This window comes from Rhizobium sp. NLR8a (assembly GCF_019685235.1).
GTDB lineage: Bacteria > Pseudomonadota > Alphaproteobacteria > Rhizobiales > Rhizobiaceae > Rhizobium.
The window spans coordinates 149,945-173,091 of the sequence record NZ_JABDWI010000007.1 but is presented as its reverse complement, the minus strand read 5'-3'; the positions used below and the strand labels follow the sequence as shown (position 1 = coordinate 173,091).

The 23,147-nt window shown below is 59.7% G+C and carries 21 protein-coding genes and 5 tRNA genes; 16 read left to right on the top strand and 10 right to left on the bottom strand.

Annotated features, from left to right (window positions below; all coding sequences use genetic code 11):
• Positions 1–890 precede the first annotated feature (890 nt).
• The 5 genes from HJC04_RS15155 to HJC04_RS15130 all read left to right on the top strand — a co-directional run bounded on the left by HJC04_RS15155 (position 891) and on the right by HJC04_RS15130 (position 5,457).
• A complete protein-coding gene (locus HJC04_RS15155) occupies positions 891–3,005 on the top strand; it encodes a choice-of-anchor Q domain-containing protein (RefSeq protein ID WP_210631529.1) in 2,115 nt (704 codons plus the stop codon).
• A 731-nt stretch (positions 3,006–3,736) separates the two neighbouring features.
• Complete coding sequence (locus HJC04_RS15145; protein WP_221146558.1) at positions 3,737–4,030, top strand: hypothetical protein; 294 nt, start codon at positions 3,737–3,739, stop codon at positions 4,028–4,030.
• 229 nt (positions 4,031–4,259) lie between these two features.
• Positions 4,260–4,574: a hypothetical protein gene (locus tag HJC04_RS15140; RefSeq protein WP_311043569.1), complete on the top strand. Its 315-nt coding sequence runs from the start codon at positions 4,260–4,262 to the stop codon at positions 4,572–4,574.
• 126 nt (positions 4,575–4,700) lie between these two features.
• Positions 4,701–4,991 (top strand): hypothetical protein, encoded by a 291-nt coding sequence (locus HJC04_RS15135; protein ID WP_221146557.1) that lies wholly within the window; start codon positions 4,701–4,703, stop codon positions 4,989–4,991.
• A gap of 25 nt (positions 4,992–5,016) precedes the next feature.
• A complete protein-coding gene (locus tag HJC04_RS15130; protein WP_221146556.1) occupies positions 5,017–5,457 on the top strand; it encodes a hypothetical protein in 441 nt (146 codons plus the stop codon).
• A gap of 181 nt (positions 5,458–5,638) precedes the next feature.
• Here HJC04_RS15130 and HJC04_RS15125 read toward each other — a convergent pair.
• Together HJC04_RS15125 and HJC04_RS15120 are read right to left on the bottom strand one after the other, a co-directional pair.
• A tRNA-Arg gene (locus HJC04_RS15125) sits at positions 5,639–5,715 on the bottom strand.
• Positions 5,716–5,772: 57 nt separating this feature from the next.
• Positions 5,773–6,078, bottom strand: coding sequence for an ETC complex I subunit (locus HJC04_RS15120; protein ID WP_008526983.1), 306 nt, complete (start codon positions 6,076–6,078; stop codon positions 5,773–5,775).
• Between the two features lie 650 nt (positions 6,079–6,728).
• On the opposite strand from HJC04_RS15120, the gene HJC04_RS15115 reads away from it, so the two are divergent.
• Positions 6,729–6,805, top strand: a tRNA-Pro gene (locus HJC04_RS15115).
• Positions 6,806–6,870: 65 nt separating this feature from the next.
• On the opposite strand, the gene HJC04_RS15110 is transcribed toward HJC04_RS15115, so the two are convergent.
• Together HJC04_RS15110 and HJC04_RS15105 are read right to left on the bottom strand one after the other, a co-directional pair.
• Positions 6,871–7,356, bottom strand: coding sequence for a DUF192 domain-containing protein (locus tag HJC04_RS15110; RefSeq protein WP_210631533.1), 486 nt, complete (start codon positions 7,354–7,356; stop codon positions 6,871–6,873).
• Between the two features lies 1 nt (position 7,357).
• A complete protein-coding gene (locus HJC04_RS15105; protein WP_210631534.1) occupies positions 7,358–7,936 on the bottom strand; it encodes a cold-shock protein in 579 nt (192 codons plus the stop codon).
• A gap of 194 nt (positions 7,937–8,130) precedes the next feature.
• On the opposite strand from HJC04_RS15105, the gene gloA reads away from it, so the two are divergent.
• From gloA to HJC04_RS15080, 5 genes are all read left to right on the top strand, one after another.
• The gene (gene gloA, locus HJC04_RS15100; protein WP_085778026.1) at positions 8,131–8,571 is read left to right on the top strand and encodes a lactoylglutathione lyase; all 441 of its coding nucleotides are present in this window, start codon (positions 8,131–8,133) and stop codon (positions 8,569–8,571) included.
• A 187-nt stretch (positions 8,572–8,758) separates the two neighbouring features.
• Complete coding sequence (locus HJC04_RS15095) at positions 8,759–9,814, top strand: YcbK family protein (RefSeq protein WP_405047656.1); 1,056 nt, start codon at positions 8,759–8,761, stop codon at positions 9,812–9,814.
• 195 nt (positions 9,815–10,009) lie between these two features.
• A tRNA-Glu gene (locus tag HJC04_RS15090) sits at positions 10,010–10,084 on the top strand.
• 75 nt (positions 10,085–10,159) lie between these two features.
• Positions 10,160–10,234 (top strand) — tRNA-Glu (locus tag HJC04_RS15085).
• Between the two features lie 172 nt (positions 10,235–10,406).
• Positions 10,407–10,481 (top strand) — tRNA-Glu (locus tag HJC04_RS15080).
• Between the two features lie 49 nt (positions 10,482–10,530).
• Here HJC04_RS15080 and recJ read toward each other — a convergent pair.
• The 5 genes from recJ to HJC04_RS15055 form a co-directional block, all read right to left on the bottom strand.
• On the bottom strand, positions 10,531–12,333 hold the full coding sequence (gene recJ, locus HJC04_RS15075) for a single-stranded-DNA-specific exonuclease RecJ (RefSeq protein ID WP_221146555.1): 1,803 nt from the start codon (positions 12,331–12,333) through the stop codon (positions 10,531–10,533).
• An 80-nt stretch (positions 12,334–12,413) separates the two neighbouring features.
• Entirely contained in the window at positions 12,414–12,659 is a 246-nt protein-coding gene (locus HJC04_RS15070; protein ID WP_210631537.1) for a hypothetical protein, read from the bottom strand.
• Positions 12,660–12,808: 149 nt separating this feature from the next.
• Positions 12,809–14,134 (bottom strand): homoserine dehydrogenase, encoded by a 1,326-nt coding sequence (locus tag HJC04_RS15065; protein ID WP_210631538.1) that lies wholly within the window; start codon positions 14,132–14,134, stop codon positions 12,809–12,811.
• A 61-nt stretch (positions 14,135–14,195) separates the two neighbouring features.
• A complete protein-coding gene (locus tag HJC04_RS15060) occupies positions 14,196–15,413 on the bottom strand; it encodes an LL-diaminopimelate aminotransferase (protein ID WP_210631539.1) in 1,218 nt (405 codons plus the stop codon).
• A gap of 222 nt (positions 15,414–15,635) precedes the next feature.
• Complete coding sequence (locus HJC04_RS15055; protein WP_210631540.1) at positions 15,636–16,049, bottom strand: hypothetical protein; 414 nt, start codon at positions 16,047–16,049, stop codon at positions 15,636–15,638.
• Positions 16,050–16,153: 104 nt separating this feature from the next.
• On the opposite strand from HJC04_RS15055, the gene HJC04_RS15050 reads away from it, so the two are divergent.
• Together HJC04_RS15050 and HJC04_RS15045 are read left to right on the top strand one after the other, a co-directional pair.
• Positions 16,154–18,064, top strand: coding sequence for a PHA/PHB synthase family protein (locus HJC04_RS15050; RefSeq protein ID WP_409078115.1), 1,911 nt, complete (start codon positions 16,154–16,156; stop codon positions 18,062–18,064).
• A 208-nt stretch (positions 18,065–18,272) separates the two neighbouring features.
• Positions 18,273–19,610, top strand: a complete 1,338-nt coding sequence (locus HJC04_RS15045; RefSeq protein ID WP_210631541.1) for a DUF2778 domain-containing protein — start codon at positions 18,273–18,275, stop codon at positions 19,608–19,610.
• Positions 19,611–19,921: 311 nt separating this feature from the next.
• Here HJC04_RS15045 and HJC04_RS15040 read toward each other — a convergent pair whose 3' ends face one another.
• Positions 19,922–21,079, bottom strand: a complete 1,158-nt coding sequence (locus HJC04_RS15040; RefSeq protein WP_221146554.1) for a pyridoxal phosphate-dependent aminotransferase — start codon at positions 21,077–21,079, stop codon at positions 19,922–19,924.
• Between the two features lie 204 nt (positions 21,080–21,283).
• On the opposite strand from HJC04_RS15040, the gene HJC04_RS15035 reads away from it, so the two are divergent.
• From HJC04_RS15035 to accB, 3 genes are all read left to right on the top strand, one after another.
• Positions 21,284–22,042: a DsbA family protein gene (locus HJC04_RS15035; protein WP_210631543.1), complete on the top strand. Its 759-nt coding sequence runs from the start codon at positions 21,284–21,286 to the stop codon at positions 22,040–22,042.
• A gap of 160 nt (positions 22,043–22,202) precedes the next feature.
• On the top strand, positions 22,203–22,640 hold the full coding sequence (gene aroQ / locus HJC04_RS15030) for a type II 3-dehydroquinate dehydratase (RefSeq protein ID WP_221146553.1): 438 nt from the start codon (positions 22,203–22,205) through the stop codon (positions 22,638–22,640).
• 20 nt (positions 22,641–22,660) lie between these two features.
• A complete protein-coding gene (gene accB / locus HJC04_RS15025; protein ID WP_210631545.1) occupies positions 22,661–23,137 on the top strand; it encodes an acetyl-CoA carboxylase biotin carboxyl carrier protein in 477 nt (158 codons plus the stop codon).
• The last annotated feature ends 10 nt before the right edge of the window (positions 23,138–23,147 follow it).

Sequence of the window (23,147 nt, the reverse complement as noted above, 5' to 3'; positions counted from 1 at the left end):
ATCGTCATGGCTCCGGTATCGGAAAGACCAGCCACGAAGAAGATCAATATTTCTCTCTCCTATGGAAGAACTGCGAGGCCGAGAGCGTCTGAACATTCGCCGTGGCGCTCGATGTGACGCCGACGGACCCGCGGCGCAATTGGGATCAGCCGCCTCCATGCCAGATGATGGGTCCGAGCAAATTTCCCTTATAATCTGGCGATTGGAACCCGAGCCGCGGATGAATTGCCCTGCCCACGCCCTCTAAATTGGCGGGGTTCGAGTTCAGGATTGATCAGGATACGCCACCACCTGAAGGGTGTTCTGTCGGCGCGATCACACGCATTTGATGCCGTTGCGCTGAGTATGGGCTTCCGCCAGAGCCTGCGCTTCGAAGGCGAATTTCACCTGCTAGCATGTGTCGGCGGAGGAGCGGTGTGCCCATTATCTAATCAGTCTTGAAAGCGACTCATGATCGAATCGAGCACCCTGGTGAGGGGGCCGGCCTCGCCACGGCCATCTCAATTGGCCCCAATCGTGAAGGCGAAACTGCCAAAAATTGAAAAATTCAGAAAAAATGTTGGATCCCGCGTCGGCGGCAGGATTCCGGTCACATCCATCAGATTTTCCTAATCTTTTCAATAAGCGGATGTCGCTGTGGTTGCAGAAAGAATAATTCGCGGAAAGCGAGACATATATTTTGTCCCAATTTGGGCGAATCGAATTTCCGCAAATATTTCAAAATGTAACTTGGGAGTGATCCGGATATTGTGGCAGCAATATGGCTATGATTCTCAAGTACTTACTGTTTCGGTGCTGTTGCACCATTCAAAACCTCGCCCTATAAACCCCGCCGCAACACATGATTAACTACGAAATATTAGACAACGCTGAAGTTGAGGAACAAAACCATGACAACATACTACGTAGCTTCGAGCAGCAGCGGCGGCGGTAACGGCAGTGCCTCCTCTCCTTTTCGCACGATCAGTGAGGCGATGGCTTCGAACCTTAAGCCTGGCGACGAGGTCGTGGTGAAGGCGGGGACTTACAATGAGGCCATCAACATCGACAAGGACGGCTCGGCGGCAGGCGACATCACGCTGCGCTCGGAAGTGCCGGGCGGGGCGCTGATCCGGCCGCCCGCGGGCTCGTGGAACGCGATCAGCGTCAACGCCAACCACGTGGTCATCGACGGTTTTGACATCGCCGGCGCCAACGGCGACGGGATCGAAGCAAACAATGTCCACCACGTCCAGATTCTCAATAATAAGGTCCACGGCAGCGGGGAGTCGGGCATCCAGTTCAACCAGTCGGACTTCATCCGCATTGAAGGCAACGAGACTTACAATAACGCTTCCACAGGCTGGTTCTCGGGCATCTCGATCTACCAGAACCGGAACATCACCGGCGACACCTCGACTGACGGCTACCGGACGATCGTGCGGAACAACATCTCGCACGACAACATCACGAAGTCGGGTGAGCACACCGATGGCAACGGCATCATCATTGACGATTTCCAGAGCACGCAGGCGAGCGGTAATCCGAACTACACATTCAAGACGCTGGTCGACAACAACCTCGTCTACGGGAACGGCGGCAAAGGTATCCAGGTTACCTGGAGCGACTCCGTCACCGTGAAGAACAACACCGCGTACCACAACAATCAAGACCCGGCGAACACCGGCACCTGGCGGGGCGAGCTCAGCAACTCGGCGTCGAGCAACAACACCTGGGTCAACAACATCGCCGTAGCCGACCCATCGCTGAACAAGAACAATACTGCGATCGATAATACGTCCACCGACGCCTACACCAACAAGAACGTCGTCTGGGCCAACAACATCACCTACAACGGCACGGCCGGACAGGCCTCGGTCAAAACCGATGGCGGCAACGCAATGCCCAGCTCGGCGGACGGCAACAAGCTCGGCGTCGACCCGAAGTTCCTTGGGGCCTCGAGCGACGACTTCCACCTCGGCTCCGGCTCGGCGGCGGTTGACAGCGGAACCAGCAAGTACGGGGTCAGCTCAGTCGATCTCGACGGCGACGCGCGCGTAGTCGGAACTGTCGATATGGGTGCCTACGAATCCGGCTCTGCCCCGGTATCGGGAACGCCAACCGCGCCGACCGCACCGACGCAACCAACAACGCCTACCACCGGTACGCCGACTACCGGGACGCCAACGACGGAAACGCCCACCACGGGAACGCCGACCACCGGGACGCCGACGACGGGAACGCCGACCACGCCGACTACGGAGACCCCAACCACGGGAACGCCGACCACGACGACGAAGCTATACACCGGTACCAACGGCAACGACATCATGCCACACACCGGTCAGTCCAACGGCGGCAACGAAACCTTCAAGGGGCTCGCCGGCAATGACCTGTTGAAGGGCGGCGCCGGCGCGGACGTGCTCGACGGCGGTAGCGGCAATGACACGGCCAGTTACGCGGGCTCCGACGCCGGGGTCCACGTCAGCTTGGCGACTTGGACCGCATCGGGCGGGCACGCCACCGGTGACAAGCTCGTCAGCATCGAAAACCTGATCGGCTCAAGCCATGACGACGTGCTGACCGGCGGCAATAACGGCGGCAACGTTCTCAATGGCGGGGCCGGCGCGGACAAGCTGAACGGCGGCGCCGGCGGGGACGTCATCATCGGCGGTGCCGGGAAGGACATGATGACCGGTGGCACCAGCTCGGATACGTTTGTCTTCAAAACAGCGACGGAAACCGGGTCGGGCTGGGACCGCGACGTCATCACCGACTTCCAGCACGGCGTCGATAAGATCGACCTCTCAGCGATAGATGCGAATGGCTCTGCGCTTGGCGATGCAGCCTTCCATTTCCAGGCGCAGGAGAATGCCTTGTTTGACAAGAAGGCTGGCGCGCTCGCCTGGCACTACGAGGACGACCATACCGTTATTCAGGCCGACTTGAACGGCGACGGCGTTCATGACTTCGAGATTCAGCTGCAGGGCCACGTACAGGTGGGGGCAAGCGATTTTCTCCTGTAACTAATACTCGTTGTGGCGGTCGTTCGATCGCCGCAACAATCGGGCTGACAATCGGAAGTATGTCGACGGCGGAGTAAAAACCCGCCACGCGGCGCGCAAGCTTCGGCTACTTCAGCGCGTGGATGAGCAAGCCGGGAGGGCGGAGCCCGAGCGGCGATCCCATCCACGCGCTGCATTTTTTTTTACAGGTGTCAGCCCGCCTTTCCGGTGCAGCTTTGCACGTGGCGAAAGCGGTCGCCGTTCATCTCGAGGACGTTGACTTGGCGGGTGATGCGGATCAGCAGAGCGCCCATTCGGCGCTCTGGGCTCTGTCCATTCGTCGAACGGAAGATTGCTGGTGATCAGGTGGCGCCTCTTCGAAGTTTTGCGAAATCAGAGTTCCGCGCCGGTCTAGCGTGTTGTCCTCTGCTTCCAGAGACAGTTGGCCGGGGGGCGGCCGTACGCCGGATTGGCCGGACGACCGTCCAAATGCAAGGGTCCAATGACCAAGCTCCTTCAGGCTGGTGATGGGACAGATTCAAGTCATTGAATTTGTGGCGACCTGCAGGAATGCGAATTGTCGAAAATTAATGATTTCAATGAAATCTCCTTATTTTGATGGGCGAATGAGCGCCTTTGATTCCATTATGCAATTTTGCCAAGCCCCTCGCGACAAACCGCTAAGCTTTCGTTCCGCTGTACACGATGATACCAATGAGAAACGATGTTGCTATTGGAGTTCTAAGGGTTAGGTGGCGGGACTGTTTAAATCATTGAAGAGAGTGCTGACTGGAAAGATAATCCGACAATCAGACGTTCAAATTATGAACGGCAGTTGCATTATGTCCTTGCGTATTAAACGCGATAGCGGAAGCGGCGGCGTCTATGTGGTGTTAGCCTCTAAAGCATCGGGCAACTATCAATATTACCCTTTCGATGCAGAGGAGTTCGACAGTTTCGTTGATGCTGCTATCGAGATCAAGAAAGCGTTACGGGCCGATGAATCGGCTGGTATCGGTCAGACCCAAGCCACCATCAAACCGTGACCCGAGAACACCGCTTACGGTGGTGCTATTAAGCCTCACACAATCCTTCTGAAATAGCATCGGCTAAACCATAGGGATACCGATTCCGCAGATGCTTGCAAACTCATCTCTGCGACTGTGCATACAGATAATTCTGACCCTAATGCTTTCCTTTCCAGGCGTGGCCGCCGCTACACCTCCATGTCGTGACGATACGTTTGCGAAGGCCAAGCTCGTGGTTGAGGCACGCGTGACATCGTTCTGGATCGGAGCGTCCGGCCTGCTGCTCGGTCCGGATTTTCCGGACCGAATGATACGGATCGATCTGGAGATTAAGAGGGTCATCAAAGGCACGTTCACCGGCAAGAAGGCGACATTGTATGGCTTTCCGTACCCCCCTCCGGATCGATTGCGGGAGCTTGGCACGATGGCTTTGATAGCTGGTCTGGGCGGCCAAGATACCTTTGAATGGGAACTTTCGGCCAACAAATTAGACGACGACGTGTCCTTCTATTCGTTGAACAATTGTAACTACTCCAAATTCCCCATCGACGTTTCACGGTAGCCGTAGCCATTCCATCAGCCCGCCGATCGGCAATGTCCGTTGGTATTTCCGTGTCGGCAAGGGAAGAGAACGCGCCTGAGGGGTGACTGGGGCTCGAAAGAATTCGTCGCCGACTACAAGCGGTGCATGGCCCAGGAAGACACCGAGCCGGAGCCTAGCCGGCACACCCTGCAGTGGCTCGTCGACAAATATCAGGAAAGCGCAGCATTGAAGGGATTAAAGCCGTCAACGCAGCGCGCCCGCGCCAACGTGCTGAAGGCAGTTTGCAAGACAGGCGGCAAGATGATCCTGTCAAAGATCGACAGAGCCACAATCGCAGCCGGCCGCGACCGCCGGGCCGATACCCCTTTTGCGGCGATCTCATACCTCAAGATCATGGGCTATCTTTTTGCTCTGCCGTTGATGCTGGCATTTTGAAGCATAACCCAGCCGCGACGTGAAGATGCCGAAGGCGAAAACCGATGGCTTCAAGCCTTGGGAAGCAGCCGACGTCGAAAAGTTCTATGCGACCCACCCCGAAGGCTCGCAGGCGCGGCTCGCCAGGGACATGCTGCTTTTCACCGGCCCTCGTCGGTCGGACATCTTCCGAATCGGCCCGCAACACATCAAGGGCGACGTGATCGAGTATCGCGTCGGCAAGAACGACGAGTGGGTTTATATCCCGATGCACCCGGATCTGAAGGCGGTGCTCGAGGTGACGAAAACTGATCACCTCGCTTACCTGGTCACGCCAGTTCACGGCCGGCCGTTCAGGAGCGCGGCCGCATTTGGGAACTGGTTCGGGGACATGTGCGCCGAGGCAGAAGTGGAAGGCCGGGCGCACGGCCTAGGAAAACGCTTGCCCAGCTGCTGGCAGAAAGCGGCAATAGCAACAGCGAACTGAGGCGCGATTTGGCTGGCGAAGCGATGCCATGGCCAACCACTACACGCGCAAGGCCGATAAAAAGAGGTTAGCTATTTCGGGCGCTGCGAAACTGAATGAGAACAGCCTAACCCCTCAATCTAAACTCAATGAGGGGTTTTTCGCCAGATTCAAGTGTAAAAACAGACACTTACGAAGTAGGTGGCGACCCCTGCAGGAATCGAACCTGCGACAACCTGCTTAGAAGGCAGGTGCTCTATCCAGCTGAGCTAAGGGGCCCACTGCCGGCCGCGCCCAAGAGGCGCGGCCGAATGCAGCATATGTGGACGAGAATTCTCAATGCGTCCAGGGTTGCGTGCGGGTATAGCGGAAATTATCCGGATAGGCCACCACCTGACGGGCCGGGTCCTTCGGCGCGATGACTCGGTATTCGATGCCGTTGCGCTGGGCGTAGGCTTCGGCGAGCGCCTGCGTTTCGAAGGTGAGTTTTACCTGCTGGCGCATATCGCCCGAGGACGTGTAGCCCATGATCGGATCGATCTTGCGCGGCGACTCCTGATCGAATTCAAGCACCCAGAGGTGGGTCTTGGCCTTGCCGGACTGCATGGCGGTCTTAGCAGGACGATAGATCTTGGCAGACATGACTGCGGCATCTCCGAATATGCGGGGGATAGCGCGCCCCGCCTTTCATGGTCTCAATCCCGTTGCCGGGCCTTTGCTTCGTCGTCAGCGACAACGCGAAGAGATGAATTTTGCTTATCCGCGAATCCCCGTTTTTTCAAGAAAAAAGCGGATCGCGACGCCGTAGCCACAGCCACACCGACGATGCGCCAATGTGTTGGGGAAGGCGGCTCAGCACATTCTTCCCTCATGTCGCTTTGCCATCCCAGTCAAAACTACAGGAATTCCGGGCAGTTGCGCAATATTACCAATTGTCTCATGTTGTGATCACAACCTGATTGCCGCAGCCAGCCACCGGCACTAGGTTGCGGCTCAATCGGTTTCAGTGGATTGCACGCATCATGAGACGTTCGGCAGAGTTCAATGCCATTATGATAGGAGCTGTCATCACCGCTTTCTTCTATGTCGTGATCAGCTATGCCCAATATATCGGCCTGATCGCCCGCGGTTGAGGCCGGTCGCTCTGAGTCCAATTCGCTCAACAGATAAATTGACGCCCGAACGAGATTTTCTCTTGCGTCCACAGGCCTGGTGAGAAATCTCAGGCCACGACTGGATTTATGGGTTGCGACGGTGAAGTGAACCGTGTATTCCCGCTGCCAATCACGGCACGGAGTGTAGCGCAGTCTGGTAGCGCATCTGGTTTGGGACCAGAGGGTCGGGAGTTCGAATCTCTCCACTCCGACCATTCAATATCCCAGCGAATTCCTTGATAGGCGCATCGTAGCTGGTGCGCTCGCGACTACGCGCCCGTCACTTCGCCTTCGTCGTCGTGGCGCTCACGATTCTGTCGCCTGGCTTGATTCCGAATTTGCCGACGATGCCGGCATTGAGTTCGACGACGTATTTCACCGGGCCCATCGAATCGATGATGTCGCGTGAATAGGGTTTTGCGTTTTCCTTGATGTGACGGATCGTGCCGGTGTCGTCGGCAAAGAGCATGTCGAGCGGCAGGATGGTGTTCTCCATCCACATGGCGACGCGCCGGGTTTGACCGAAGTCGAAAATCATGCCGGCGTCATCGGCCATTGACTTGCGAAACATCAGCCCGCGGGCGCGCTGATCGCCAGTGGCGGCGACCTCGACGGTGAAATGCAGCATCTTGCCCGCGGCTGTCTGGATGAGCAGCGGCTCCTTGTCGAACCGCATCTCCTCGTCGGCCAAAGCCGGCAGGGCGACCAAGAAAAAAAGCGCCATGACGGCGCTTCTGATCGCATGAAACAGGACGATGCCGCGCATTTCAGTGCGACCGGCTTGCCGGGCTCGGAACGTCGGGATGGATCTCTGCGGCCATCAGGCCCTTTTCGCCGTCGCCGAAGCGGACGAGGACGACCTGGCCAGGGCGCAACTCCGTCAGTCCAAAGCGGCGCAGCGTTTCCATGTGCACAAAAATGTCTTCGGTGCCCTCACCGCGCGTGAGGAAGCCGAAGCCCTTGGTGCGATTGAACCACTTGACGAGCGCGCGCTCGAGCCCGCTCGTCGCGGTGACCTGTACGTGGGTGCGCACCGGCGGCAGCTGCGAGGGATGAATGGCGGTCGACTGATCCATCGAAAGGATCTTGAAGGCCTGGTAGCCGCGCTCGCGACGCTGGATAAGGGCGACGATGCGCGTTCCCTCGAGGATCGTCTGGTAGCCGTCGCGGCGCAGGCAGGTCACGTGCAGGAGAACATCCTGCATGCCGTTATCAGGCACGATGAAGCCGAAGCCCTTGGCGACGTCGAACCACTTGACGACACCGGTGATTTCGACAAGATCGACCGCTTCTGACGACAGCTCGTCGACATCGGTGTATGCGTTCGATGAAATCCTATCAGCCATTATCGCCAGCCCCTCGAATACGCGTCACACTGTTACGGTTAACTGATTCTTGAAATCAAGATTAACATCTTGGTAACGGATAAGCGCAAGTCCTAGTTTTCGGTTATTCCCAGCTGCACATTTTATAAAGATGACTTGCCCGAAGCTGACCTCGGCTCGCCAAAAAGGCCAGCCCCTATAAAGGAGTAGATAGAATGCGTTATCTTCATACGATGGTTCGCGTCAAAGATCTGGACGCTTCGCTCGCCTTCTATACCACGCTGTTCGGACTGGAGGAGATTCGCCGTCACGAAAACGAGAAGGGCCGCTTTACCCTGGTTTTCCTGGCCGCTCGCGACGATCTCGACCGTGCGCGCAGCGAAAAAGCCCCCTGCCTCGAGCTTACCTACAACTGGGATACGGAGGATTATAGCGGAGGACGCAATTTCGGCCACCTCGCCTATGAGGTGGATGATATTTACGCGATCTGCCAAAAGCTGATGGATAACGGCATTACCATCAACCGGCCGCCGCGCGACGGCAACATGGCCTTCGTGCGCTCGCCCGACGGCATTTCGATCGAAATTCTGCAGAAGGGAAGCCCGCTTCCGGCCGCCGAACCCTGGGCTTCGATGGGCAATACCGGCGCCTGGTAAGGGTTTTGGCCCCAAGGCTTTTGCGAAGCTTGCGGCTTTTGCGATTTCGGGTCCGACCGGCGCCTTGGCGCTTGCCGCGACCCGGCCCCTTAGGCAATCTCCCGATGACTCGAAGCGGAGGATGGCGATATTTCGCCGTTTTCCGCATCAACCGGAGACTGATTGCTTGCGTAATATTGAGACGCGGATGCCCATTACCGGCGCATTGCTGATCGCCACCTCGATGCTGGCGCTCTCGGGCTGCGTATCGAGCAAGAAGGCGCTCGATTCCGCCGCGGCCGTTCCGGCGGTTCCGGCGACGGCGGCCGCAGCGCCACAGCTTGGCGCAACGGCGCCCGTGAAATCTGCCCCGCGCTCAGTCAATTCCGACCCCCGGCTCGTCAATGTCTCCGGCGCCCAGGCCGCGCCACAGGTCGTGGCAGGGGATGCGAGTGCCGCCGTCCCGCCGGCCGATCCGGCAATGGCGGCGCCTGCCAATATAGGCGGGCTCGTCATGCAGTCGACACGAATCAACGCGCAGGCGATGAGCATCTTTTCGGATCACCAGCCGCCGCCGCAAAACAACAGCACGTCCACCGTCATTCAGCCGCAAGCCTATGCGCCGACGGACGGAGTGGCGCCCGCAAAAAGCAGCGTCTACAGCCAGCCGATCATCCCCTCACAGCCGGCAGCACCGGTGCTGCCGCAGCAATCGTCGGAAAATTCCGACACGAAGCCTGCACCCGTACAAACATCCTCGCTGGCGACAGGCGCTATCCCGGCCTCGACGACAAACGCGCTTTACAGCGCACCGAAGCAGAACCTGCTCGGCAGTCTTTCCGGCCTCCTGCACAAAGCCGCCCTGCCCGGCATGACGCGCGTTGCGCCGAACGGGCTGCACGTCCAGAACGATCATGTCGCGGTCGGCTGCTTCAAGCCGAACCTGCTGAAAGTGATCAAGACGGTCGAGAACCATTTCGGCCGGCCTGTCATCGTCACATCCGGCTATCGCGACGAAGAACATAACCGCCTCGTTGGCGGCGCCGACGAATCGATGCACAAGAGCTGTGAGGCGGCGGACATTCAGATCGACGGCGTATCCAAATGGGATATCGCCACTTATATCCGCTCCTTGCCCGATCGCGGCGGCGTTGGCACCTATTGCCACACCGACTCGGTCCACCTCGACACCGGCAAGACCCGCGACTGGAACTGGGGCTGCGGTGGCAAACGGGCACCGGTGACCACAGCAAGGGCGATCTGATATCGCAAGCCTACCCCCTGACCTTACGTCAACTGAGTTTCATGCGCTTCTGGCAAGCTGCGCAAGCCGTTGATTCGACACAGGTAATCTCAAATGACTCCGCCGCGAAAATATCTGTCATTTTTTTGAAGAAAATCGAATTTGCCGCTTGCGGCATACGAAGGTGCTGATTATAAGGGCGCCACCACGAAGGAAGCGCCCTTCGTCTATCGGTTAGGACACCAGATTTTCATTCTGGGAAGAGGGGTTCGACTCCCCTAGGGCGTGCCACTTTCTCTCCATATAGAAGCCATCGCATCCGCTTGCAGAAGCCGGCGCACACGCCTATTTTAACGAGGCTGGCCTGCGCCCTTCGTCTATCGGTTAGGACGACAGATTCTCATTCTGTAAAGAGGGGTTCGACTCCCCTAGGGCGTACCATTGAGCTTGTGATTGTCGCCACCACCCGTCGGATCGATATTTCCAGCTATCAGGCCTCGCAGCGCCACGGTTTTCCACAGCCCAAAAAAATCGGCGAAAACTGTGATTTTTTCGCGCCTTGGCGCTTGCGGCTTTCGAAGCTGCTGACTATAAGGGCGCCACCACGAAGGAAGCGCCCTTCGTCTATCGGTTAGGACACCAGATTTTCATTCTGGGAAGAGGGGTTCGACTCCCCTAGGGCGTGCCACTCTACTTCCTTATATTCGCTCATCCGACAGCGTTTTTTCTCAACCATTCTATCTTGCCGGCGCCGCGTCGCAGATGCGCAGCTGAATGCGGCGTGCGCCTTGGTAATGTTCGGCGCCGAGCGAGCCTGCGACATGGAGGTTCGCGCCGCGTGAATTGATGAGAAGATCGCCGAGGCCGGTGTCGGCGGCGCGAAAGGCGATTCCATCGAGCCGCGAACCGTCCATCGCCTCCAGCGTCACCTTCACATGTTTCTCGCCGACAAGGCGCGCGTCTCGCACCCGATGCGCCGGTACGGCAAAGAGCGGCTGGGCGTGGCCGGAGCCATAGGGGCCAGCGGCTTCCAGACGGTCGATGAGTTCAAGCGTGGCGCCGCTCGCGCCGATCGCACCGTCTATCTTCAGCGTCTCGTTGGCGACGAGACTCGCCACCGTCCTTGCGGCCTTCTCGGTGAAGAAGGTCCTCAACCTGCCGAGATCGGCGCGCTCGACCGTCAGGCCAGCCGCCATGGCATGGCCGCCGCCCTTGACGAGGATGCCCTCCTCGACCGCAGCCCGCACCATCCTGCCCATGTCGAAACCATTGATGGAGCGGCCCGAGCCGGTGCCGCGGCCGGAAGGATCGAAAGCGATCGCGAAGGCGGGCCGCTTGAATTTCTCCTTCAGCCGCGCGGCGATAAGCCCGACGATGCCCGGATGCCACTTCTCATGGGCGGTGACGATGACGGAGGCGCCCTCGCCGTCGCCATATTCGGCAAGCGCCTCGGCTTCCGCCTCCTGCAGCATCATCGCCTCCATCGCCTGGCGTTCGCGATTGAGCTCATCGAGGCGCTGCGCGATCATTTCCGCCTCACCGGCATCATCGAGCGTCAGCAGGCGGCTTCCGAGTGCGGCGTCACCAATCCGTCCGCCGGCGTTGATACGCGGGCCGATCAGAAAGCCGAAATGATAAGGCGTCACGGGGCCCGCGAGCCCCGCCTTGCGGAAGAGCGCGGCAAGCCCGGCATTGCTCTGGTGCCGGGCAGCGACCAGCCCCTTCACCACATAGGCGCGGTTGAGGCCCTTCAGCGGCACGACATCGCAGACCGTCGCCAACGCCACGATATCAAGCCATTGCAGCAGGTCGAGCGCCAGGATGCGTTTGTTGCCGGCCGCGCGCAGCAGCCGCAATGTCGCGACCAGCACCATGAAGACGACGCCGGCTGCGCAAAGATGCCCCTGCCCCGACAGATCGTCTTCACGGTTCGGATTGACGAGTGCATGGCAGGGCGGCAGTTCATGTGTCACCTGGTGGTGATCGATGACGACGACGTCGATGTTGCGCGCGGCGGCGGCCGCAAGCGCCTCGTGACTGGTGGAGCCGCAATCGACGGTGACGATCAGTCGGGCGCCGTTGTCGATCAGCTGGTTGATCGCCGCCGGATTGGGGCCGTAACCTTCAAAGATGCGGTCGGGAATGTAAATGTTTGCCTTGACGCCGAAATGATTGAGAAAGCGGAACATCAGCGCCGAGGACGCGGCGCCGTCGACGTCGTAGTCGCCGAAAATCGCCACGCTCTCGCCGCGCTCGATCGCACGCACGAGGCGGGTTGCCGCCTTCTCGCAATCGGTCAGCGTGTGAGGATCAGGCATCAGGCTGCGGATCGTCGGATCGAGGAATTCGATCGCTTCGTCCACCGGAACGCCGCGTCCTGCGAGAACACGGGCGATCAGATCCGGCAGCCCATGAACCTGCGCCATGGCCAGCGCCCGGTTCTGGCCTGCCTGATCGAGTCTTGCAACCCAGCGATTGTCGAGCGCGGATTTCTCCACGCCGAGAAACGCGCGCTGTACCGGATCGACGAGATCTGCCATGCCCAACTCCGCTGACTTCATCTGTTCTTTCTACAGGAGCAGCGGAGATAACATAGCGATGGATTTGCAGACACGGATTTTTACCAGAAGATCAGCCAGACGATCACGGCGATGCCGCCGATCTGCACCAGCAGAACCGAAAACAGCGTCAGCAGGATAGCCCAGTTGCGGCCTTCCGTGTGTTCATCGTCAAGGGCCTCGTCATGGCTCTCGTCACGAATGTCAGGGATCACCGGCTTGAGGATGTCCGCAAACATATCAGGGCGGGCTGGCGGCACCTTGCTCGGGCTGCCATGCTCTTTTCCGGCGTGGCTGTCCTTGCTCATGAAATACTCCACGCCGACGACTCACCATCTATGGTTTTATTTATATCAATATTTCGGCATTTGGTAATATAACTTCCGCCAAGGAGACTGAACGAATCGAAAAGCCGCCCTGCCAGAGACAGAGCGGCTCATGTGCCCAGCAGAAATGCTTAAGCTTCTTCTTTCGGCCGTTCGATGCGAATCACCTGCGGCTCGCCGAAGAGATAACCTTCCGACTTTATCGAGGCGACCGCCTTGCGCACGGATTCCTCCATCGTCGCATGGGTGACGAGGATGATCGTCTGGTGATGCGATGGGGCCAGGTGCTGCGTGGAGCGCTGGACGATCGATTCGAGCGAGATGTGGTTTTCCGCCATGCGGGTGGCGACGCTTGCAAAGACGCCGGTGCGGTCGAGCACAGTCAGGCGGATGAAATATCCGCCCTCGTGGCTCTGCATCTGTGCCTTGCGGTAAGGCTCCAGCGCCTTTGCGGGATGGCCAAGCACCGGCACGCGCTGAGCGCCCGGCTGGCTCTTGGCGATATCGGCGATATCGCCGAGCACGGACGAAGCCGTCGCTTTGCCGCCAGCGCCAGGGCCGACCATCAGCAGTTCGCCGAGTACGTCGGATTCAATTGCCACCGCATTGGTGACGCCGTCGACCTGGGCGATGACCGAATCGACCGGCACCATGGTTGGATGCACACGCTGCTCGATGCCGGTCTCCGTGCGCTGGGCGACGCCGAGCAGCTTGATGCGATAACCGAGCTCGGCGGCGGCGTGGATGTCCTCGATCGAGATATTGGTGATGCCTTCGAGATAGATGTCGTCGGCCGCGATGCGATTGCCGAAGGCAAGCGTCGTCAGAATAGCGAGCTTGTGGGCGGTATCGTTGCCCTCGATGTCGAAGGCGGGGTCGGCTTCGGCATAACCCAGCCGCTGCGCCTCCTTGAGGCATTCGGCGAAGGAAAGCCCCTCCTTCTCCATCTTGGTCAGGATGTAATTGCAGGTGCCGTTCATGATGCCGTAGATGCGCGAGACGGCGTTGCCCGTCAGCGATTCGCGCAGCGCCTTGATGACGGGGATGCCACCGGCGACCGCCGCCTCGAAATTCAACAGCGAGCCCTTCTCTTCCGCGATCGTCGCAAGCTCGACGCCGTGATAGGCGAGCAGCGCCTTGTTGGCTGTCACCACATGGAGACCACGCTGAAGTGCGGCGCGCACCGAGACGTTGGCAGCCCCTTCGGCGCCGCCCATCAGCTCGACGAAGACGTCGATATCACCCTTTTCGGCCAGATCCTCGGGCCGATCGAACCAGGTGACGCCGCAAAGATCGACGCCTCGATCCCGCGTCTTGTCGCGCGCGGAAACTGCGGTGATCGTAATCGGACGCCCGCAGGTGACGGCAAGCTCATTGCTCTTCTGCTGAATGATGCGGACAAGCGAGGCGCCAACGGTGCCTAAGCCCGCAATGCCGATTTTGAGGGCATCTGCCATGGATCGATCCTGAAATGTCTTGTGGCGGCAGCCGCCGAACGCGGCTGCCCAAGAGTTGGAATTAACGGTGGGCGTTGAGCGAGATGACGTTATGCATCGTCTCGTCTGCCGTCGACATGAACTTCTTGATGTTGCGCGCAGCCTGACGGATGCGGTGTTCATTCTCGACAAGCGCCAGACGGACATAGTCGTCGCCCATCTCGCCAAAGCCGATGCCCGGAGCAACGGCGACGTCGGCCTTCTCGACCAGCAGCTTGGAGAACTCAAGCGAACCGAGATGACGGAACTTTTCCGGGATCTTCGCCCAGGCGAACATGGTGGCTGCCGGGGGCGGCACTTCGAAGCCGGCCTTGCCGAAGCTTTCGACCATGACGTCGCGGCGGCGCTTATAGACGTTGCGAACTTCGGCAATGTCGGAGCCGTCGCCGTTCAGGGCATGCGTCGCCGCCACCTGAATCGGCGTGAAGGCGCCGTAATCGAGGTAGGATTTGACGCGGGTGAGCGCAGCGATCAGCCGCTCGTTGCCGACGGCAAAGCCCATGCGCCAGCCGGGCATGGAAAACGTCTTCGACATCGAGGTGAATTCGACCGTCACATCCATTGCGCCCGGCACTTCGAGAACCGACGGCGGCGGCGTGTCGTCGAAATAAATCTCCGAATAGGCAAGGTCGGACAGCACGATGATGTCGTGCTTCTTGGCGAAGGCGACGACGTCCTTGTAGAAATCGAGCGTCGCGACAAAGGCCGTCGGGTTCGAGGGATAGTTGAGGATCAGCGCCAGGGGCTTCGGGATCGAATGCCGGACAGCGCGCTCAAGCGGCGGAAAGAAGGTCTCGTCCGGCTCAACCGACATCGAGCGGATCACGCCACCGGCCATCAGGAAGCCGAAGGCGTGGATCGGATAGGTGGGATTCGGGCAAAGGATGACATCGCCGGGCGCGGTGATCGCCTGCGCCATATTGGCGAAGCCTTCCTTGGAGCCGAGGGTGGCGACCACCTGGGTATCCGGGTTGAGCTTGACCCCGAAACGGCGGGCATAATAGGCGGCCTGGGCACGGCGCAGGCCCGGTATGCCCTTGGACGAGGAGTAACGGTGCGTGCGCGGATCCTGTACGACCTCGCACAGCTTGTCGACGATCGCCTGGGGAGTCGGAAGGTCAGGGTTTCCCATGCCGAGATCGATGATATCGGCGCCGCCCGCTCGCGCGCTTGCTTTCAAACGGTTGACCTGTTCGAAAACATAAGGCGGCAAACGCCGGACTTTGTGAAACTCTTCCATTTCATTCCCCATGGAAAGGCGGCATTTTAAGCCGCGGTCGAAGTTCGTTCCGTCTTCCGGCGGCTGCGACACGAACTTCACAATCGCAGCGCCGTATTCATCAGACCCAAGCCAAGCGGCAAATCTTTGACGGAAAGGCCGCACAACCACGCATTATCGGGAAAATCGCATCTTCCGATCCATCCGGAAGGCTTTGCGTCCAAATTGCCTGAAAGGCAAGATTTATTTGGAGATTTCGGAGAGCGTCTGCGCGCCGTGCTCGGCAGCCAGGCGGCGCATTTCAGCGACCTTGGCCTGATATTCGGCTTCCGAGATCGTGCCGGCCTTGCGCCGGGCGGTAAGCGCGGTCAACTGATGCTGCAGTTCGGCCGCCTGCTCGTCGCTCATCTGGACATTGGCCGCCGTCAGCGGCGCGCCGAAATTCGGATAGCCGTCCGGTGATTTCGTCAGACCGCCCTCGACCGCCTCGCCCTTGGTTGCCGGCATGACGACGGCGGTCGGCGCCGCTCGCTTGGCGGCGGCTGCGGCTTTTTCCTCCGCCGTCAGATTGCATCCGGCAAGGGTCATCGCCGCCGCGGCGCAGATCAATGCGATGCGGTTGAAGGTTGCGATGCGCCGAATGCCGTTCTTGATCATGCCTCAAAATCCAGTTCTGATTGCCTCGACTGTTAAATTTGTCGCAGCCACAAAGCAATAGCACGAGCCGATGCGGGTGGAACTTGTTTTCTCGTTCGGTCACGATGTACAACAAACGGATAAAAAGAGTGCTGCCGCCGGAGGAAATGGTGACCGACAGCAAGCAGGAGCGTGGCGGCCAGAAGAATGGCGACAAGACCGGTTTCGACGCGACCGATCTCGAACCCTATCTGCTGAAGGATCCCGAGACCATGGCGATGAATTTCGCCCGGGCGCTCGAAAATCTCGGTCAGGCCGCCTCGGCCTGGCTTGCGCCGCGCGAACGCGGCGAGATCACCGAAACCGCCATCGATCCCATGACCGATATGGTCAAGACGCTTTCCAAGGTCACCGAATACTGGATTTCCGATCCCCGCCGCACCTTCGAGGCGCAGACTCAGCTGATGTCGTCCTTCTTCGGCATCTTGATGCGCTCGATGCAGCGCGTGCAGGGCACGCGCGGGATGCAGGGCGAGCCCCTGCCGCCCGAGCCCGACACCCGCAAGGACAAACGCTTTTCCGACGAGGATTGGCAGAAAAATCCGTTCTTCGATTTCCTCCGCCAGGTCTATTTCGTCACGAGCGATTGGGTTGACAAGCTGGTGTCGGAGACCGACGGCCTCGACGAGCACACCAAGCACAAGGCCGGATTCTACGTGAAGCAGATCACGGCAGCGCTTTCGCCGAGCAACTTCATCGCTACCAACCCGCAGCTTTACCGCGAGACGATCGCAAGCAACGGCGAAAACCTGGTGCGCGGCATGAAGATGCTCGCCGAGGACATCGCTGCCGGGAACGGCGAGCTTCGCCTTCGACAGACCGACATGACGAAATTCGCCGTTGGCCGCGACATGGCGCTGACCCCGGGAAAAGTCATCGCCCAGAACGATATCTGCCAGATCATCCAGTACGAAGCCTCGACCGAAACCGTGCTGAAGCGGCCACTCCTGATCTGCCCGCCCTGGATCAACAAGTTCTATATTCTCGACCTCAACCCGCAGAAATCCTTCATCAAATGGTGCGTAGACCAGGGCCAGACCGTTTTCGTCATATCCTGGGTTAATCCGGATGCGCGTCACGCCGAGAAGGACTGGGGGGCCTATGCCCGCGAGGGCGTCGATTTCGCGCTCGAGACGATCGAGAAGGCGACCGGCGAGAAGGACGTCAATGCCGTCGGCTACTGCGTCGGCGGCACGCTTTTGGCCGCGACACTGGCGCTGCACGCCAAGGAGAAAAACCGGCGCATCAAGACCGCGACGCTCTTCACCACTCAGGTTGATTTCACCCATGCCGGCGATCTCAAGGTCTTCGTCGACGAGGAGCAGCTTGCCGCGCTCGAAGAGCATATGAAGGCGACCGGCTATCTCGACGGCACGAAGATGTCGATGGCCTTCAACATGCTGCGCGCTTCCGAGCTGATCTGGCCTTATTTCGTCAACAGCTATCTCAAGGGCCAGGAGCCCTTGCCCTTCGACCTCTTGTTCTGGAACGCCGATTCGACGCGCATGGCGGCGGCAAACCACGCCTTCTACCTGCGAAACTGCTATCTGCGCAATGCGTTGACGCAGAACGAGATGATCCTCGACGGCAAGCGCGTATCGCTGAAGGATGTGAAGATCCCAATCTATAATCTCGCCACACGCGAGGACCACATCGCGCCCGCAAAATCGGTCTTCCTCGGCAGCCAGTTCTTCGGCGGCAAGGTGGAATTCGTCGTCACCGGCTCGGGACATATTGCCGGTGTCGTGAACCCGCCCGACAAGAAGAAATACCAGTTCTGGACGGGCGGCCCGGCCAAGGGCGACTATGAGACCTGGCTCGAGCGGGCCACCGAGACGCCGGGATCGTGGTGGCCGCATTGGCAGGCGTGGATCGAGACGCAGGACGGCAGACGCGTTGCGGCGCGCAAACCCGGCGGCGATGCGCTGAACGCGATCGAAGAAGCACCGGGAAGTTATGTGATGGAACGCACCTGAGACGCCGGCAGGCATCTCTTTTTGGGACATCCCAAGAAACAGCGATATCGCGTAAACAAATTAGAAACCATAATTCGTCATCCTCGCGAAACAGTCGGAAGTCGCGGGCGGCCTAAATTCGGCCCCTTTGCGCCCTTACCGGCCCCGGCGAAGTTTTAGTCAGTCAGTGCCGCCGGCCTGCGTAGCGAGTTTGAAAGACGAGTGTAGTATGGCGTTTGCGGTAGGGACGTTGGATAACGTCGCCCCTCTTGGCGGATCTGCTTTGCGTTCGCGCAGATCTCGCGGTTTTCTTTACGGTGTCGTCGGCGCCGGGCTTTTAACCTCAACATGGCTGATCGCGACCTTGGCAACGATGCATTCGGTGGCCACGCCCTTTTCTCCACCCGATCGGCTGGCACAGATCGGGGCCGCCCCAAAGGTGGCGCCGTCAGCTCGCCTTGAGCGGTTGATCCATGTCGGCAAGGGTGACCGGCTGACAGCCTTCGACGCAAAGCCGAAGATGCCGCTGACGGCAAGCCTCATCCAGTCTCACGCCGAAAAGACTGCCGCCGCCGCAACGGCATTGGCAGCTCTTGCGAAAAGCAATCGGCTCGTCACGGCCGCCGAGCAACCGGTCGTCGCCGCGATTTCCGACAGTGCCAAGTTCCGCAAGGATGATGCGATCGCGCTGCCGCCGGTCGAACTCGCCTCGGCAGAGATTGAAGAAGACGACAGCAACCGGATCATCGTCCCGTCGAAGGAGGCCGTCGCCGCAGCCCAACTCCAGGCGATGCTGGTGCTTGCCGATGCAGACCCCCGGCAGATCGCGCCGGCCCCGATCGAGCCGATCGCGTCTCCTGTCAGGACCGCCTCAGTTCCTGCAACGGAATCAGCACCGGTGGTGGTCGCAACGGCAGAGGATCAACCCTTCGATCTCGTCCTGTCGCCCGACGCAGGTTCCGTGCCGTTGCCGATGGCGCGTCCGGACGGACTCATCGGCAAACCGGCGCCTGCCGCCAAGGGTGCGCAGCGCTCAGCTGGGCCGGCCCTGGCCTATGCCCAGCCGAACTCGCCGATCGTGGACGATGAGGACGATGCCGTGCCGCGCTACGACAAGCCGGTCTTCTCGCCGAAACTGCGGGCAGGCGTCGCGATCTACGACATCGAAAACAGCACCGTCTACCTGCCGAACGGCGAACGGCTGGAGGCTCATTCCGGTCTCGGAAAGATGCGCGACAACCCGCGCTACGTGGATAAGAAGATGCGCGGACCGACGCCGCCGCACACCTATGTCCTCACGATGCGCGAGGCCCTCTTTCACGGTGTCGAAGCGCTGCGTTTGACACCGGTGGAAGGCTCGGACGCCATCTTCGACCGCGTCGGCCTGCTCGCCCACACCTATATGCTCGGCAAGAACGGCGATTCCAACGGCTGCGTTTCCTTCAAGGATTACAAGCGCTTTCTGGCCGCTTACAAACGCGGCGAGATCAAGCAGCTCGTGGTGGTGCCGCGGCTGAACAACAAGCCCGCCTCGACGCTCGCCTCGCTGTTTTCGTCGCGCAGCTAGTTTAGAGCTTTTCCGGGTTAGATTGAATCATTCTGTTGGCTCAAACGGAGTCGGATGGTCGACCGGCCGGCGCGCGTCGTAGCCCAGTTCTACGGCCAAGCCGGCCGGTCGATCAGCCGGCCCGTTTCAGCCAACCCGAAGGGCCGGGCATGCTTCCGCCATGATCAAAGGCGATCGGCTCGGACGTACCTGGGGTATGCCCGTCGCCAATCGCCTTTGCCCTGACGAAAACCTGCTCCGGCAGAATGCTTCAATCTAACCCGGAGAAGCTCTGGGAGCAGGTGGGCAAGCAGCCGCTTGCCCCCGCAGCCCTACTTCAGCCAGACTGCTATCCGCTCCACCGCCTCGGCGATCTCGCCTTGCGAACCCGCATAGGAGAGACGCAATGTTCGATGTCCCTCCAGCGGATCGAAATCCAGGCCCGGCGTCGCCGCGACGTTGATTTCTGCGAGCATGCGTTTGGCAAAACCCATGCTGTCATTGGTGAAGCGCGAAACATCGATATAGGCGTAGAAGGCGCCGTCCATCGGCGAAGCGGGCGCAAGGCCGATCCTGGGCAGGCGGTCGAGCAGCAGCGCGCGGTTTGCGGCGTAGCTCGCCTTGACATGATCAAGCTCTTCGCTTGCGCCAAGCGCGGCCACCGCTGCAATCTGGGAGAGCTCGGGCGGCGAGATATAGAGGCTCTGCGCCACCCGCTCGATCGGCCGCACCAGGCGCTCCGGCAGCACCATCCAGCCGATTCGCCAGCCAGTCATGCAGCAATATTTGGAGAAGGAGTTGATGACGACCGCCTCGTCGGTCAGCTCAAGCGCGCTCGCCTCCTCCCCAGCGAAAGTCAGCCCATGATAGATTTCATCCGAGATGAAGGCGATGGATTGGGCCGCGCAGTAATCCGCAAGCGCCTTCAACCCGTCACGGCCGGTCACCGTGCCGGTCGGGTTGGCGGGGCTTGCGAGCAGCACGCCTTTGAGCCTGACGCCGCTTTGCTGCTGCGCCGCCTCGAGGCTCTCAGGTGTCAGGGTGAAGTGGGTCTCGGCCGTCACCGGCACTTCGAGAACCTTCAGCCCAAGCGCGCCGAGAATGTTGCGATAAGCGGGATAACCCGGTCTCGCGATCGCCACGGCATCGCCGGCATCGAAAAGCGACAGAAAGGCAAGATTGAACCCTGCCGAGGAACCTGTGGTTATCGCGATGCGCTTGGGATCGATCTCCAGGCCGTGACGGTCCCTGTAGTGCCAGGCAAGTGCGGATTTCAGCCGCGCCGTCCCCAGCGCATCCGTATAACCGATCCGGCCTTCGACAAGGACGGCGCGTGCCGCTTCGAGCGCAGCTCGAGGCGCGGGATGCGAGGGCTGGCCGACCGCCATCGAGATAACGGCGTGACCCGCTGCCCGCCGCTTCGTCGCCTCCGCCAACACATCCATGGCATGAAAAGGCTCGACTTCGCTGCGTTTCGATATGGAAAACAAGATCGCTTCTCGCTTGGCTTCTTCGCTGTTGGCCAGACAATTGCCGCATTAATCGGCTCATCACAATCCCGCGAGGGCGGTGCAGGGATGAAAATTCCTGTTTGAACAGAACTCGACGCACCGTACCTTGACGCGACGCGTTCAAGTCCATAACCCGGCGACGGTTTTCTCGACCAAGACCACATCGCCGATGACGAGGATATCATGGCCTTCTTCCCGAAAAACTTCACCGCACTGGCGCTTGCCGCATCGATCGCGATCCCGTTTCCGGCCGCAGCGCTCGACGATCAGCAGAAGAAGGAGTTCGGCGAATTCATCAAGCAATATCTGATCGAAAATCCGGAGATCATGCTCGACGTCCAGGAGGCGCTGCAGAAGAAGCAGGAAGCCGCGCGGCTGGTGAAGGCCAATATGGCGATCGAGGAGAACACCGCGAACATCTTCAATTCAAAGGATGACGTCACGCTCGGCAATCCCAAGGGCGATGTGACCGTCGTCGAATTCTTCGATTATAATTGCACCTACTGCCGTCACGCGCTTCCCGATATGCAGGCGATGCTGAAGAAGGACACGAACGTCCGCTTCGTGCTCAAGGAATTCCCGATCCTCGGGCCGGATTCGGTTGCCGCCCACAAAGTGGCCGACGCTTTCCGCAGGCTGGCGCCTGCGAAATATGCCGATTTCCATATCGCCCTTCTCAGCAGCGAAGGCCGCGCCTCGGAAGAAAGCGCGATCGCCGTCGCAGGCTCTCTCGGCATCAGCGAAGACAAGATTCGTGCCGAGATGGCGAAGAGCCCGAACGATGGGATCGTTCAGGCGACCTATCAGCTTGCCTCCAGTCTCGGCATCAGCGGCACGCCCTCTTATGTCATCGGCAACGAGCTGGTCCCGGGCGCCGTCGGGCTCGACGATCTCGAAGCCAAGGTCAAGAACATGCGCAGCTGCGGCAAGACCGCCTGCTGAGGAATCAGACAGCCGACCGGCCGCTCATCAAACCGCCAGAATCGAAGCGTTGCAGCCATGTGGACAAATGTGGCGCGATTCCTGCCGGCCAACCCGTAAGGGCTTTCATTCAGCCCTCGCGGAGTCTATAGGTTGCCGTCGTGCATTTACGGAACATTCGATGACGCAAACGATTTTTGTCCTGAACGGGCCAAACCTGAACATGCTGGGCAAACGAGAGCCCGCGATTTATGGCGGCAAGACGCTCAAGGACATCGAGGCAGACTGCAAGGCAGCAGGGCGCGAGCTCGGCTTTGATATCGACTTCCGTCAGAGCAACCATGAAGGCACGCTCGTGGACTGGTTCCACGAGGCCGACGAAACGGCCGCTGGCGTCGCCATCAATGCAGGCGCCTACACGCATACTTCAGTCGCGCTGCACGACGCGATCCGCGCTATTTCAATTCCCGTCATCGAACTTCACATATCCAACGTCCATGCACGGGAAGAATTTCGCCACGAGTCGATGATCGCGCCGGCATGCAAGGGCGTGATTTGCGGCTTCGGGCCTCACAGCTACATCCTGGCGCTCCATGCGCTGAAGAACATCACGGCATAAGAAGAAGACAGGGCAACACCATGGCTGAAAAGAAATCGGGTATCGATCAGGCACTGATCCGCGATCTCGCCAATATTCTCAACGAGACGGATCTGACGGAGATCGAGGTCGAGCAGGACGATTTGCGCATCCGCGTTTCGCGCGGCGGCACGCCGCAATACGTCCAGGCGCCGATCGCTGCACCGGCCTTTGCCGCTCCGGCAGCAGCCACCGCTCCGGCAGCGGCCGCTGCCGCACCCGCCGCAGCACCCGGCCGCAACCCGGCGAATGTCGTCAATGCGCCGATGGTCGGCACCGTCTATATGGCACCGGCTCCGGGCGCACGTCCCTTCATCGAAATCGGCGCCACCGTCAAGGAAGGCCAGACGCTCATCATCATCGAAGCGATGAAGACGATGAACCAGATTCCTTCGCCCAAGTCAGGCAAGGTGACCGAGATCCTCGTCGACGACGGACATCCCGTCGAATACGGCCAAGCCCTCGTCGTCATCGAATAGGCCCAAGCCC